The organism is Streptosporangium sp. NPDC050855 (assembly GCF_044456585.1).
Classification (GTDB): Bacteria; Actinomycetota; Actinomycetes; order Streptosporangiales; family Streptosporangiaceae; genus Streptosporangium; species Streptosporangium longisporum.
On sequence record NZ_JBITFY010000002.1, the window covers coordinates 447,654 to 461,523 of the forward strand.

Annotated in this window: 9 protein-coding genes; 1 reads left to right on the forward strand and 8 read right to left on the reverse strand. The window is 71.2% G+C overall.

Translation table 11 applies throughout. From position 1 onward, the window contains the following. The first annotated feature begins 342 nt into the window (after nucleotides 1-342). A complete protein-coding gene (locus ACIBCT_RS07195; RefSeq protein WP_399186489.1) occupies nucleotides 343-1,260 on the forward strand; it encodes a CAP domain-containing protein in 918 nt (305 codons plus the stop codon). 106 nt (nucleotides 1,261-1,366) lie between these two features. Here ACIBCT_RS07195 and ilvC read toward each other — a convergent pair whose 3' ends face one another. The 8 genes from ilvC to ACIBCT_RS07235 all read right to left on the reverse strand — a co-directional run bounded on the left by ilvC (nucleotide 1,367) and on the right by ACIBCT_RS07235 (nucleotide 13,721). Continuing rightward, entirely contained in the window at nucleotides 1,367-2,347 is a 981-nt protein-coding gene (gene ilvC / locus ACIBCT_RS07200) for a ketol-acid reductoisomerase (protein WP_399186672.1), read from the reverse strand. Between the two features lie 40 nt (nucleotides 2,348-2,387). Further along, nucleotides 2,388-2,912: an acetolactate synthase small subunit gene (gene ilvN / locus ACIBCT_RS07205; protein ID WP_344894122.1), complete on the reverse strand. Its 525-nt coding sequence runs from the start codon at nucleotides 2,910-2,912 to the stop codon at nucleotides 2,388-2,390. Continuing rightward, nucleotides 2,909-4,687 (reverse strand): acetolactate synthase large subunit, encoded by a 1,779-nt coding sequence (locus ACIBCT_RS07210; protein WP_399186673.1) that lies wholly within the window; start codon nucleotides 4,685-4,687, stop codon nucleotides 2,909-2,911. The genes ilvN and ACIBCT_RS07210 overlap by 4 nt, the downstream gene beginning before the upstream one ends. A 195-nt stretch (nucleotides 4,688-4,882) precedes the next feature. After that, nucleotides 4,883-7,639: a putative bifunctional diguanylate cyclase/phosphodiesterase gene (locus ACIBCT_RS07215; protein WP_399186490.1), complete on the reverse strand. Its 2,757-nt coding sequence runs from the start codon at nucleotides 7,637-7,639 to the stop codon at nucleotides 4,883-4,885. A gap of 167 nt (nucleotides 7,640-7,806) precedes the next feature. Further along, entirely contained in the window at nucleotides 7,807-8,715 is a 909-nt protein-coding gene (locus ACIBCT_RS07220) for a 2-hydroxyacid dehydrogenase (protein WP_399186491.1), read from the reverse strand. A 456-nt stretch (nucleotides 8,716-9,171) separates the two neighbouring features. After that, complete coding sequence (locus ACIBCT_RS07225) at nucleotides 9,172-11,190, reverse strand: VanW family protein (RefSeq protein WP_399186492.1); 2,019 nt, start codon at nucleotides 11,188-11,190, stop codon at nucleotides 9,172-9,174. Nucleotides 11,191-11,298: 108 nt separating this feature from the next. Further along, nucleotides 11,299-11,997: a response regulator gene (locus tag ACIBCT_RS07230; protein WP_399186493.1), complete on the reverse strand. Its 699-nt coding sequence runs from the start codon at nucleotides 11,995-11,997 to the stop codon at nucleotides 11,299-11,301. After that, the gene (locus tag ACIBCT_RS07235; RefSeq protein WP_399186494.1) at nucleotides 11,994-13,721 is read right to left on the reverse strand and encodes an ATP-binding protein; all 1,728 of its coding nucleotides are present in this window, start codon (nucleotides 13,719-13,721) and stop codon (nucleotides 11,994-11,996) included. The genes ACIBCT_RS07230 and ACIBCT_RS07235 overlap by 4 nt, the downstream gene beginning before the upstream one ends. Nucleotides 13,722-13,870: the final 149 nt, after the last annotated feature.

A 13,870-nucleotide genomic window follows, 5' to 3' on the forward strand; every position in this document is an offset into this window, starting at 1 on the left:
CGGCCCTCGCCCCTGCCTCCCGGACGTGATCACCGGGAGCCTCCTGACTCCGCCCGGCCGCATCTTTTTTTCCGCGGGGTCGCGGCGCCGGATCCATGATCCGGGACGGTTGCCGCCTGGAACGTTCGATGCCGCCGATGTCCAGCTCAACCAGGTCACGAAACGGTGCCACCGACCATAACGACGGCCCGATCCGGCCTCCGGAACACCGGTCACAGACGCCTCTGCGATCACTCTGGTTTACCCGCGACGCAGATTAATGTCGGGAATTTGCTGACAAGACTGTTCTGTCACCGACAGAATGCGGATCCGTCCAGCGTCTACCAACTGGAGGAAACCGACATGCGCAGACCGCTAGGGCTACTTCTCTGCCTCGGAAGCCTGGCGGCCCTCAGCACGCCGATCGCCACGGCTCACGCCGCGGCCTCTCCCCAGGCCGAGTGCCGCGTGTACGCCGCCAAACCCCGCCTCACCCCCGCGGGACGGATCCAGGCCTCGGCCGCGCGCCTGGGCTGTGACGACACCGCCCTGGTCCGCATCCGCATCAAGCGGGCCGTCCCCGGCGCCGACCCCGTCGTCAAGAGCACGTCCCTGCGCGGCACCAACGGCCGGGTGACGGTGAGACTGCGGTGCGCCCCCGGCGTGTACTACACCGTCGTCACCGACTACCGGGGCAACGTCGGCCGCTCCAGGCCGATCAGGTTCGACTGCGCTCCCGGCACCCCGACCCCCACCCCGACGACCAGCCCGACGGCGAGCCCCACCGCGAGCCCCACGGCCAAGCCCACCGCGAGCCCGACGGCCAAGCCGACGAGCACCGCCAAGCCGACCCCCAAGCCCACCGCCACCGCGACCTCTCCCGCCCCCCAGCCGGGCTCCTCCCTCTCCGAGGAGGTCGTGCGCCTGACCAACGCCGAGCGGCAGAAGGGCGGCTGCGCGCCCCTGGTGTCCGACCCGCAGCTGCGGTCGGCCGCCCAGGGCCACTCCGACGACATGGCCGCCAAGAACTACTTCAGCCACACCTCCCAGGACGGCCGGGACATGACCGCCCGCATCAAGGCCAGCGGGTTCAGCCCGATGCGCGCCTGGGCGGAGAACATCGCGATGGGACAGCGCACCCCCGCCGATGTCGTCACCGCCTGGATGAACAGCTCCGGCCACCGCGCCAACATCATGAACTGCGCCTACACCCACCTCGGGGTGGGCGTGGCCAACAGCCCCCGGGGCATCTACTGGACCCAGAACTTCGCCAAGCACTGAGTCCCGAGCACCGAGCCTGCCTGCCAAGGCCCGCGCCCCCGCGACGTGAACTCGTCGCGGGGGCGCGGGCCTTCGGCCGTCCGGGCGGGACCGCCCGGACGCGCGGCTACTTCAGCCAGCTCATCATCGGGCGGAGCTTGGCGCCGGTCTTCTCGATCGGGTGCTCGGCCAGCTCGTCGCGGTAGGCGGTGAACTTCTTCTGGCCGCCGTCGAACTCCTCGACGAGCTCCTTGGCGAACTCGCCGGACTGGATCTCGGCGAGGATGCGCTGCATCTCCTTCTTGGTCTCCGGGGTCACCACGCGCGGGCCACGGGAGTAGCCGCCGTACTCGGCGGTGTCCGAGACCGACCAGTACATCTTGTGGATGCCGCCCTCGTACATCAGGTCGACGATCAGCTTCATCTCGTGCAGGCACTCGAAGTAGGCGACCTCGGGCTGGTAGCCCGCCTCGATCAGCGTCTCGAAACCGGCCTTGATCAGCTCGGACACGCCGCCGCAGAGCACGGCCTGCTCGCCGAACAGGTCGGTCTCGGTCTCCTCCTTGAAGGTCGTCCGCAGCGCGCCGGCGCGGGTGCCGCCGATGCCCTTGGCGTACGACAGCGCCAGGTCCAGGGCGTTGCCGCTGGCGTCCTTCTCCACCGCGACGAGACACGGCACGCCGCGGCCCGCGGTGTACTGGCGGCGCACGAGGTGACCGGGACCCTTCGGCGCGACCATGGCCACGTCCACGCCCTCGGGCGCCTCGATGAGGCCGTAGCGGATGTTGAGGCCGTGGCCGAAGAAGAGCGCGTCGCCCTCGACCAGGTTCGGGGCCACGTGGTCGGCGTACAGGTGACGCTGGATGTGGTCCGGCGCGAGGATCATGGTCAGATCGGCCTCTTCGACGGCCTCCGCGGGAGCGAGCACGCGCAGGCCGTCGGCCTCGGCCTTCTCCCGGCTCTTGGAGCCCTCGGGCAGGCCGACCCGGACGTCCACCCCGGAGTCGCGCAGCGAGAGCGCGTGGGCGTGCCCCTGGCTGCCGTACCCCAGGACGGCGACGTGCCGGCCCTGGATGATCGACAGGTCGGCCTGGTCGTCGTAGAAGATCTCAGTCACTTACTTAACCTTTCGGGTTTCTCTGCGCGCGTTACGCGGTCCGGTCCAGGGCCCGGAGAGAACGGTCGGTGATGGAACGGGCTCCGCGGCCGATGGCCACCATGCCCGACTGGACGAGCTCTTTGATGCCGAACGGCTCGAGGACCTTGATGAAGGCCTGCAGCTTGTCCGGCGTCCCGGTGACCTCGATGGTCACCGCGTCCGAGGAGACGTCGACGCAGCGTGCCCGGAACAGGTTGACCAGCTCCAGCACGCTGGAGCGGTTCTCCGAGTCGGCCCGCACCTTGATCAGCGTCAGCTCGCGCTGCACCGCCTGCGCCGGGTCCAGCTCCACGATCTTCAACACGTTGACGAGCTTGTTGAGCTGCTTGGTGACCTGCTCCAGCGGGAGGTCGGCGACGTTGACCACGATGGTCATCCTGGAGATGTCCGCGTGCTCGGTCGGCCCGACCGCCAGGGAGTCGATGTTGAACCCGCGCCGGCTGAACAGCGACGCGACGCGCGCGAGCACGCCCGGCTTGTTCTCCACCAGCACCGAGAGCGTGTGCCTGCTCATGCGTCGTCCTCGCTGTCCCACACCGGCGCCATGTCGCGCGCGAACTTGATGTCGTCGTTGCTGGTACCGGCGGCGACCATCGGCCACACCATGGCGTCCTGGTGCACCACGAAGTCGACCACGACCGGCACGTCGTTGATCTCCATCGCCTTCCGGATCGTCTCGTCCACGTCCTCGGGCCGCTCACAGCGCAGGCCCACGCACCCGTAGGCCTCGGCGAGCTTGACGAAGTCCGGGATCCTGCGCACCGTCTGCAGGTCGGTGTTGGAGTAGCGCTGGTTGTAGAAGAGCGTCTGCCACTGGCGGACCATGCCCAGGTTACCGTTGTTGATGATCGCGACCTTGATCGGCACGCCCTCGATCGTGCAGGTGGCGAGCTCCTGGTTGGTCATCTGGAAGCAGCCGTCGCCGTCGATGGCCCAGACCGTGGTGTCGGGACGGCCCATCTTGGCGCCCATCGCCGCGGGCAGCGAGAAGCCCATCGTGCCGGCGCCGCCGGAGTTGATGAACCTGCCGGGCCTCTCGTAGCCGATGAACTGCGCGGCCCACATCTGGTGCTGGCCGACGCCCGCGGTGTAGATCGCGTCCGGGCCGACGACCGCGCTCAGCCGCTCCATGACGTACTGCGGGGCCAGCGAGCCGTCCTCGAACTCGGTGTAGCCCAGCGGGTAGGTCGCCTTGTAGGTGTTCAGCGCCGTCCACCAGTCGGTGTAGTCGCCCTTGCGGCCCTCGTTGCGCACCGCCGCGATCAGCTCGGTGATGACCTCCTTGCAGTCGCCCACGATCGGGACGTCCGCGTGCCGGTTCTTGGAGATCTCCGCCGGGTCGATGTCGGCGTGCACCACCTTCGCGTACGGGGCGAAGGTCGACAGGTCACCGGTGACGCGGTCGTCGAAGCGGACGCCGAGACCGATGATCAGGTCGGACTTCTGCAGCGCGCCGACGGCCGACACCGAGCCGTGCATGCCGGGCATGCCCATGTGCTGGGGGTGGCTGTCGGGGAAGGTGCCCCGCGCCATCAGGGTGGTGACCACCGGGATGCCGGTCAGCTCGGCGAACTCCAGCAGCTCCGGCGACGCCCCGGCCCGGTGCACGCCGCCGCCCACGTACAGGACCGGCCGCCTGGCCTCGACGATCAGCTTGGCCGCCTCGCGGATCTGCTTGGAGTGCGGCCGGGTCACCGGACGGTAACCGGGCAGCTGCATGACGACCGGCCACTGGAAGGTCATCTTCGCCTGGAGGGCGTCCTTGGCGATGTCGACCAGCACCGGGCCGGGACGGCCGGTGGAGGCGATGTGGAAGGCCTCCACGATCGTCCTGGGGATCTCTGCGGCCTCGGTGACCAGGAAGTTGTGCTTCGTGATCGGCATGGTGATGCCGGAGATGTCGGCTTCCTGGAAGGCGTCGGTGCCGATCGCCGCGCTGGCCACCTGGCCGGTGATGGCGACCATCGGGACCGAGTCCATGTACGCGTCGGCGATCGGGGTGACCAGGTTGGTCGCGCCGGGACCGCTGGTGGCCATGCACACCCCGACCCTGCCGGTGGCCTGCGCGTACCCCTGCGCCGCATGCCCGGCGCCCTGCTCGTGCCGTACGAGCACGTGCCGGACCTTGGTCGAGTCGTAGAGCGGATCGTAGGCGGGCAGAATCGCGCCGCCGGGGATCCCGAACACGGTGTCGACCCCGACGTTCTCCAGCGCCCTCACGAGGGCCTGGGCTCCTGTCATCTGTTCGGTCATCGGCTCGTTCCTTGTGGCTGGCTGAGCATGCGTGATGGCATAAAAAAGGCCCCATTCCACCTGGTCGGCGGAGCTGGGGCGGCGCGCAGGTCGTAGTGCTTCGGCTATCGGCCTGCGCGCCGGCGAAGTACTACGAGAATCCCACGGTGAAGCTGCATGGCTCCACCATGGCCGACCCGGTGTGTCCGCGTCAAATCCATGGACAGGTATCTCAGATCGTGAGATATGACGTCAGGCGGGCGAACCGAGGCTGGAGAGGCTGGTGCGCATCAGCGAGTCCACCCCGCGCGCCGCCATCGGGCGCGCCACCAGGAACCCCTGGCCCCGGGTGCAGCCCATCTCGCGCAGCAGCTCCAGCTGCTCGGGCCGCTCGATGCCCTCGGCCACCACGATCAGCCCGAGGTCGTGCCCGAGCCGCACGATCGTGCGGGTCAGCAGGGTCAGCGTCTCGTCCCGGCCCAGCCCGGACACGAAGGACGGATCTATCTTGATCATGTCGACCGGGAGCTGCCGCAGGAACGCCAGCGAGGCGTACCCGGTGCCGAAGTCGTCGATCGCCAGCCGGACGCCCAGGGCGCGCAGCTCGGACAGGCGGACGATGGTCTCCTCGGCGTCCTCGACCAGCATCTCCTCGATGACCTCCAGGGTCAGCGCGCTGGGCGGCAGGCCGCTCTCGCCCAGGGCCGACTCGACGGTCTCCACGAAACGGGGCGCCATGATCTGCCGGGCCGACAGGTTGAGCGAGAGCCCGATCTCCCAGGCCGAGGCGCGCCAGGCGGCCACCTCCCGGCAGGACTCGCGCAGGATCCACTCGCTCAGCGGCACGATCAGGCCGGTGTCCTCGGCCGGCCCGAGGAACTGCTCGGGCGGGACGAACTCCCCGGCCCGGCACCAGCGCACCAGCGCCTCGACCGCGGTGACCCGGGAGGTGGCCAGGTCGACCACGGGCTGGTACTCGATCGCGAACTGATTCTCCAGCAGCGCCCGCTGCAGGTCGGCGGCCAGTTCCAGGCGCCGTACCACGTCGGCGTGCATGTGCGCGGCGAACACCTCGACCCGGCGCCCGCCGAGCTCCTTGGCCCTGGCCATCGCCACGTCGGCGTTGCGGATCAGGTCTCCTGAGGTGACGTCGTCGTCGGCGAAGGCCACCCCGACGCTCGCGGTCAGCGCGATGTCGCGGTCGGCCACCCGGAACGGCTCGGAGGAGACCGTACGGACCAGCCGCTCGGCCAGGTCCACCGCGGTCTGGGCGTCGGCCGCCCCCTCCAGCAGCACCGCGAACTCGTCGCCGCCCCAGCGCGCCAGGGTGTCGTCGGCCCGTACGGTGGCGCGGAGCCTGCGGGCCGCCTGGCCCAGCAGGTAGTCGCCGCTGGCGTGGCCGACCGAGTCGTTCACCGCGGTGAAACCGTCCAGGTCCAGGAAGACCACGGCCGCGCTGCTCGCGCCGGGACGGGCCAGCACCTCCCGGGTGCGCTCCTCGAAGTAGGCGCGGTTGGGCAGGCCGGTGATGCCGTCGTGGAAGGTCAGGTGGGCGACCTGGTTGCGCAGCGCCTCCTGGTCGCTGACGTCGCGGGTGGTGACCAGCAGCAGGTCCTCCCCGCCCACGTGCCGGGTGGCCACCGACTCGGCGGGCCGCCAGGTGCCGTCGGAGGCCCGGACCCGGCAGGCGACCATGCACGCCCCCGGCCCCTCGGACGGCTCGTCCTCCAGGCTCATCACGCTCAGCGCCGCCCGGATCCCCGGCACGTCCTCGGGATGGATGTAGTCGAAGATCGTCCCTCCGACCAGGTCGGCGGGACGGTACCCGTAGGTGATCTCGACGCCCTCGCCGATCCGGTGCACCACGCCCTCGTGGTCGCAGACCAGGACCACGTCCCCGGTGCTCTCGGCGAGGTCGTTCAGCTGCCGCTCGCCCTGATGGACCAGCCTGCGCAGCCGCCCGGTCTCCACCAGCATCACGAACAGCCTGCCCACCAGGACGGCCACGATCGAGGCGCACACCAGGGACAGGACCATCGGCGACCCCTGGACCCCGCCGTCACCGGCCACCCGCAGCAGCACCACGACGGTGGCTACCGCGACCAGCAAGAGCGGCACCGCCGCGATCAGCGAGGACGTGCTCTCACGGGCCGATATCTCGTCGTCGCCGGGGTCGTACTGCTGCGTCGCGGGCCCGCTCCACGGGACCGCGGCCAGCACGAGGAAGGCGGCCGGGGCCAGCCAGACCCAGGTGAGCGACGGCGTCTCACCGCCGACCCGGGCCAGCGCGGTGATCGTCTCCGAGGCCGCGACGGCGGCCAGCACGGCCAGCGCGGCCAGGCCGACCGGCCAGGCCGACCGGCGGACCGGCACCACGGCCGGGCCCACCACGCAGGCGAGGATCAGGCAGAACAGGGGCGAGGCGAACGTGACCGCGATGTCCCCTGCGTCCCCGGCCCCGCGGGAGGCGGGTCCGACCAGCGTCACCCACAGGATCACCACGATGGAGGCCGCGCACACGTAGGAGTCGGCGAGGTCGCGCAGCAGCGCGTGCCCCCGGGCGGGCCTGGCCGCCGACAGGCCGGTGCCGACGGCGAGCATCGCCGTACCGGCCAGCAGCACCAGGTCGGCGAAGGTCACCACGAAGGGCGTGCCGTCCGCGATCGGCCGGACGCCGACCCCGACCAGCCAGGTGGCCGAGCCGCCCGCCAGCCAGCGCCAGGCCAGCGCCCTGCGCCGGCCGACCGTCCTGGAGGCCGCGGCGAACAGCGATCCCGCGGCGGCCGCGGCGGTGACGACGCCCGCCACCGCCTCCACGACCACGGCCGTGGCCCCGCTCAGAAGCGCGGCAACGAGCCCCAGCACGCCGATGGCGGCGGCGGTCAGCGGTACCCGGGGGTCACGCCAGCGGATCAATGTCGTCTGCCCATCGGTGTCGTCTCGGTGTCTCTCGCTCTGCAGCGTCCCTTGCTCGCCGCGCTCACGCCGCCGGCGCGAGCGCTCCGTCACGTCTCGGAGCCCACACCGGCACAGGCCAAGTGTGTGCCGTCCGGCTCACGCGAGGGGTGACAACACCGCAGTCGTCACCGATCTGATAACCGCGGGGACCAGACCGCTTCTGACGAAGGTACGCAGCACAGGTCACGAGGCAGCCACGGTCAGGATTCCTTTGCCGGTCAGTAAGAACCCGTGATCACGTTCTTGAGCGGCTCGCCCGCCAGGTAACGCAGCAGCTGGGAGCGGAGGAGCTTCAGCGTGCGCCGTACGGACGCCGGACTGCTGCCCGCGACGTGCGGGGTGACGAAGACCCCCGGAGCCGTCCACAGCGGGTGGTCCGGCGGCAACGGCTCGGGGTCGGTGACGTCGAGCGCGGCCAGGATCCGGCCTCCGTGCAGCGCGGCCACGAGCGCGCCGGTGTCGACCACCGGCCCCCTGGCCGCGTTCACCAGGACGGCCCCGTCCTTCATCGCCGCCAGGAACCCCGCGTCCACCATGCCGGTGGTCTCGGGGGTGGAGGGCACCAGCAGCACCACCACGTCGGCGCCGGGCAGCAGCCCGGGCAGCTCGTCCAGGCCGTGCACGCCGGGCCGGGCGGTCCTGGCCACCCGGACCACGTCCACCTCGAAACCGCCGAGCCTGCGCTCCAGCGCCTCACCGATCGAGCCGTACCCCACGATCAGCACGGTCGAGTCGGCCAGCACCCCGGTGTGGTGGTAGGTCCACTCACCCCGCGCCTGCGCCCGCGCGAACCCCGGGAACTCCCGGAGCACCGCGATCATGGCCCCCACGGCCCACTCGGCGGTGCCCGCGTCGTGCACGCCCCGGGCGTTGCAGAGCGTCACCCCCTCCGGAAGGTGCGGGAGGTAGGCGTCGACCCCCGCCGTGACGGTCTGCAGCAGCCGCAGCCCGGTCATCCGGCCGAGCAGCGCGGGCAGGTCCGCCACCGGCATCAGCGGCGGGATCCAGACCTCGGCCTCGTGCGCCCCCTCCGGCACCGGCTCCGTGCCGTCGTAGACGACGCACTCCACCTCGGGCAGATCACACAGAACATCGGCGGCGGCCTTGGAGGGAACCCAGATCTTCATGGAGGCATTATGAGTGTTGTGCTCACGGCGACGCGTGTCTATGGCGACGCTTCGCGTCGCGGTGAGACCGCTCGGATCCGGCTCCTTCCCTCGTCGCTCATCCGCTTCGCTCCTTCGCTCCTCGGTCCAGTCGCCGGCGCGGCCTCACAACCCCAAGGCGACGCTGCGCATCGCCACAAAAACAGCCACCGGACCTGTGAAGCCTCGTCGACAAGGGATGGAGCCCGGATCCAAGCGGCTTCACCACGACGCGCAGCGTCGCCATGGACAGATCTCACAGGCCCAATCAACACATTCGCCGGACCTGTGAAGCCGCGCCGGCGAGTGGACTGAGGAGGGCGGAATCGTGAGGAACGAGCGATTCCTCCCGACGAGGGAAGGAGCCGGATCCAAGCGGCTTCACCGCGACGCGTCAGCGTCGCCATAGGCACAGCTCACCGCGACGCGAAGCGTCGCCTATAAGCACCTGAGGTTGGTCTCGGGCTTGTAGACCGTCGTCTTCTTGACGCGCTTGATCTCCTTGCCGTCCTGTTTGAAGATGCGCCAGACGTCGATCGTGAACCCCTGCTGGCCGATCATCTCGATGCAGTCGGGGCCGGTGTCGGTGGCGTTCTCGAACGGGGTCACGTTGTACCGCTCGGAGGAGATCGACTCGATCTCGTAGCGCTTGGTGCTCCAGAAGGCGACCGTGACGCCCCTGTCGTCGGCCGAGGTCTTCACCAGCACCCCGTACGGCGAGTCGTTCTTCCAGCGGAAGTCCGGCTGGGGCCAGGAGACCGTGGACTCGCGCCCGGCCGGGTAGCGGGGGATGTAGAACTCGTGGGCCACGTGCTGCACGTCCTCGAGCCCGCCGAAGAACACGGCGTTGTACATGGTGGTGGCGAACTGGGAGATGCCGCCGCCGACCGAGTCGACCAGCCTGCCCCCCTCGATCATGGGAGCGGGCACGAACCCGCGGGCCGTGTCGCGCCGGCCGACGATCTCGTTGAGCGAGAAGGTCTCGCCCGGTTTAACCAGGTAGCCGTCCAGGAGCCGGGCGATCGTCTTGATGTTGGTGACGCGTGGCGGGCAGCAGTCGTAGAAGGTGGTGAACTGGCTGATCCGCTCCTTGATGCCGAGCCCGCGGGCCTCGGCGTCGGACATGCGGGGCTGGACGGTGGTCAGGGCCACCGGGATCGTCCGGTCGCCGTCGCGGCGTACCATCTCCGCCACGTCCGTGGCGAGCCGCTCGTCGTCGATGCCCTTCCCCTTGCGGCCGGGCACCAGTCTCGGTTCTCCCCCGACGATCCGGAACGTGGGGTCGCGCGGGGCCGTGGCCGGATCGATGAGCCCCTTCTCCACCGAGGCGACGGCGCTCCCGGCGTCGAACACCGGGCGCATGTCGCCGGAGGCGTCCGGTTCGAAGGACAGGTGCGCCGCGAGGGTCTCCACCGGCAGCAGGACCTGCCTGCCGGAGGAGGTGAGGGTGACCGGTCCGGACAGTGCCCTGGACGCGCCGGCCGCGGCCTTCCGCACCGCGGCGGCCGAGGCCTTGGGCTTGATCACCGAGACCGGGAGGCGGACCTCCCGCGCCGGGCCGAGGAAGGCGTCCTCGATCGCGGCGGCCGCCGCCTCCCGCTCCAGCTCCCGGCCGTCACGGGGTGTCACGACGACGGGCTCGACCCCCTTGAAGGTGACCGAGCCCTCCCGGACCTTGAGGTCGATCTTCCTGGCCAGGTCGTCCACCGCGCCGTTCAGCGTCTCGCGGTCGGAGGAGACCTCGGGGTCGAGCTCGGTGGTGCCGGTGAGGGCCCTCCAGACCTGGCCGGGGCTCGGGAAGCCGCTGGGGGCCTGGTTGATGGTGGCGACGACGTCGAACTCCAGCCCGGCCTTGTCGGGGTCGAGCGTGAAGCGCTTGCCCGCGGCCAGCAGGGTCATCTCCTCGGACGCGGCGGCGCTCAGGCGCTCCCTGAGCTCGTCGGCCGCCTCGGTCACGGTCAGCCCGCCGATGTCGACGCCCCGTACGGTGGTGCCCGGCAGCACCTTGCCGGACATGACGACCGCCGGTACCGCGTACACGAGCCCGGCGACGAACAGGACGGCGAGGACGATCAGAAAGATCCTGCGCCCCCTGCGGCTGCGCGGGGGCGGCTCCTCGAAGCGGGACCCTTCGGGCCGGGGGAAACCCCCGTCACCGCCGGGGACCAGCGTGGGCTCGTCGCGCGGGGAGGGGCGCTCGGGCGGGGGCGGCATCTGCCAGGGCTGCGGGGGGTCCGCGGCGGGCGGGATGACCGGCGATCCACGGCCGGGCCCGCTGGAACCGCCGAGGCCGGTGGGGCCGAAGATGTCGGACGACACGCCGGGCGGCAGGCGGGAGCCGTTCCTGGACGGGCCGGGCTGCCGTCCGGCCGGGGGGAGTCGTGGCTCGCGGGCGCCCGGCGGGACGGGGTCGGAGGGAAGCGGAACCCCTTCGAAGGGGTCGGTCGGCGGGTTCACAGACGCTCCGGCGTTCCGCACGGCCTCCGTCTCCTCCTGCCTCGCAGCATTCACCTCCGGCAACCCTAAACCACATCGGATGACCACCGTCTAAAAAGGAATAACAAATCAGCCCGTCCAGCGGTATCGGTGTTCGGGCCGGCCCGCGGTCCCGTACCTGGGCCGCAGCTCGGCCTGACCGGCCGTGCAGAGGTACTCCAGGTACCGGCGCGCGCTCACCCGGGACAGGCCGGTGGCCGCCGCCGCCTCGGCCGCGGACAGGTCGGTGCCGCTCTCCCTGAGCGCGGACGCGACCAGCGCGCAGGTGGTGACCGAGAGCCCCTTGGGCAGCGGTGGCGGGACCCCCCTGACCGCCCCGAAGAGCCGGTCGACCTCCTCCTGGCGGGTCTCGTCGCCGAGGCCGGCCAGCCGCCGGTGGGTCTCGGCGTACCGTTCGAGACGTTCGGTGAGGGCGCGGGCGGTGAAGGGTTTGATCAGGTAGTTGACCGCGCCGCCGCGCATGGCGGCCCGGACCGTCGTCACGTCGCGCGCGGCGGTGATCATCAGGACGTCCACCGGGTGCGAGGCGCTCCTGAGCGTCCCGAGCACGTCGAGTCCCGACATGTCCGGTAGGTAGATGTCGAGCAGCACCAGGTCGGGCCCGCACTCCGCGGCCGACTCGATCGCGGCCTGCCCGGTGTGCACGACGCCGGCGACGGTGAAGCCGGGCGTCCTGGTGACGTAGCCGGCGTGGATCCTGGCCACCATGAAGTCGTCGTCCACGACCAGCACGCGGATCTCCCGCGCCGGTCCGCGCTCGCCGCTCATCCCGTCGCCTCCCGTTCGGACGGCGCGAGCGAGCCCGCCGGGGACGACGCGGACGGACCCGCCAGGGAGGATGCGGGCGGATCGGCCGGGGACGGTACCGGCGAGACCGCAGGGCCCCCCGCCGGGGACGGCCCGGCCGTACGTTCCGCGGGCGGGACCGGGAGGAAGGCGGTGAAGACGGCGCCGCCGGCGTTGTGCACCCGCACCCACCCGCCCCGCCGCGCGCACGTCTGGCGGGTCAGGGCCAGCCCCAGGCCCCGGGGCCCGGCCAGGGCGGCCTTGGTGGTGAAGCCCTCGCGGAACACCTCCTGGACCAGCTCGGGGGTGATACCGGGGCCGGAGTCGCCGACCCGCAGGTGCAGCCCGTCCGCCTCGGTGCGGACCGAGACCTCCACCGTGCCGCCGCTCTCCTGCAACGCGTCCAGGGCGTTGGCGACCAGGTTGCCGGCCACCAGGACCGCGTCGTGCGGGTCGCCGAGCATGCCCTCCTCCACCCGGCAGTCCTCCGACAGCGTCAGGGTGGCGCCCCGCTCGGCCGCCTCGGCCGACTTGGCCAGCAGCAGCGCCGCCAGCGTCGGGTCGGCGACCTTCTCCCGGATCCCGGAGGCGTGTCTGCTGTAGGCCTCGGTGGTCTGGGTGATGTAGCTGACCGCGGTCTCGTGCTCGCCCAGTTCCAGCAGGCCGACCACGGTGTGCATGCGGTTGGCGAACTCGTGGGCCTGCGCGCGCAGCGCACCGGTCGTGGTGCTGGCCTGGTCGAGCTCGCGGGTCAGCCGGACCAGCTCGGTCCGGTCCCGCAGGGTGACCACCCAGCCGCTGCGCCGTTCGCGGACCGCCACCGGGGTCCGGTTGAGGACCAGGACCCGGTCGCGGTGGAGCACCACCCGGTCCTCCCCCGGGTCCGCGCCGTCCAGCACGTCCCGCATCCGGTCCGACAGCGGCATCTCCCGCAGGCTGCGGCCGACGTCGTCCTGGGACAGGCCGAGCAGGTCGCGGGCCGCGTCGTTGACCAGCGTCACCCGTCCGGCGAGGTCGAGGGCGAGCACCCCCTCCTTGACGCCGTGCAGGACGCCCTCGCGCTGTTCGAGCAGGGCCGCGATCTCCCGCGGTTCCAGGCCGAACGTCTGGCGGCGGACCCTTCTCGCGATCAGGGCGGTGGCGGCCGACCCGGCGACCAGGACCGCCAGCACCGTCCACAGCAGCGGCGGGAGCGCCTCGCCGAGCCGGTCGGCGACGGTGGCCTCCAGGATGCCGACCGAGGTCAGGCCGATGACGCGGCCGGCGGAGTCGAAGATCGGCGCCTTGCCGCGGACCGAGCGGCCCAGGGTGCCGGTCTGCACGCCGGTCCAGGTCTGCCCGCCGGTCAGCACCTCCGAGCCGTCGGTGGAGAGCCTCTTGCCGATCAGGGCCGTGTTGGGGTGGGCGTAGCGGATCTGCTCGCGGTTGGCGATCACCACGTAGTCCGCGCCGGTGGCCGCCTGCACGCCGACCGCGATCGGCTGCAGGCTCAGCTCGGGCCGGGCCCTGGTGAACGCCTCCCGCACCTGGGGCAGCCCGGCCACCGACTCGGCGATCGCCAGGGCGCGCTGCTGGTACTGCCGGTCCAGCAGGCCGCGGGTGTGCTCCATCCAGACACCGGCCGTACCGCCGACCGCGAGGACGACGATCACCGTCTGCAGGACGAAGAGCTGGGTGCCGAGCGAGGCGTTCAGCAGGCGTCGCACGAGATGACTCCCAGGTCAGGGGTCTCGATGAAAGCAGCCCGAGGTAACGGCGGGATCGCGGGAGGTGTGACCAATATGACCGATACGACGGCAAACACGCAAAGGATCGACAGGGGAGGCGACGGGGCCCACCATCCTCACCACGCTGT

Bases quoted from the DNA above. Each gene is read 5' to 3' on its own strand.
- ACIBCT_RS07195 (WP_399186489.1), top strand. From the start codon at position 343: ATGCGCAGACCGCTAGGGCTACTTCTCTGCCTCGGAAGCCTGGCGGCC.
- ilvN (WP_344894122.1), bottom strand. From the start codon at position 2,912: ATGAGCAGGCACACGCTCTCGGTGCTGGTGGAGAACAAGCCGGGCGTG.
- ACIBCT_RS07220 (WP_399186491.1), bottom strand. From the start codon at position 8,715: ATGAAGATCTGGGTTCCCTCCAAGGCCGCCGCCGATGTTCTGTGTGAT.
- ACIBCT_RS07230 (WP_399186493.1), bottom strand. From the start codon at position 11,997: ATGAGCGGCGAGCGCGGACCGGCGCGGGAGATCCGCGTGCTGGTCGTG.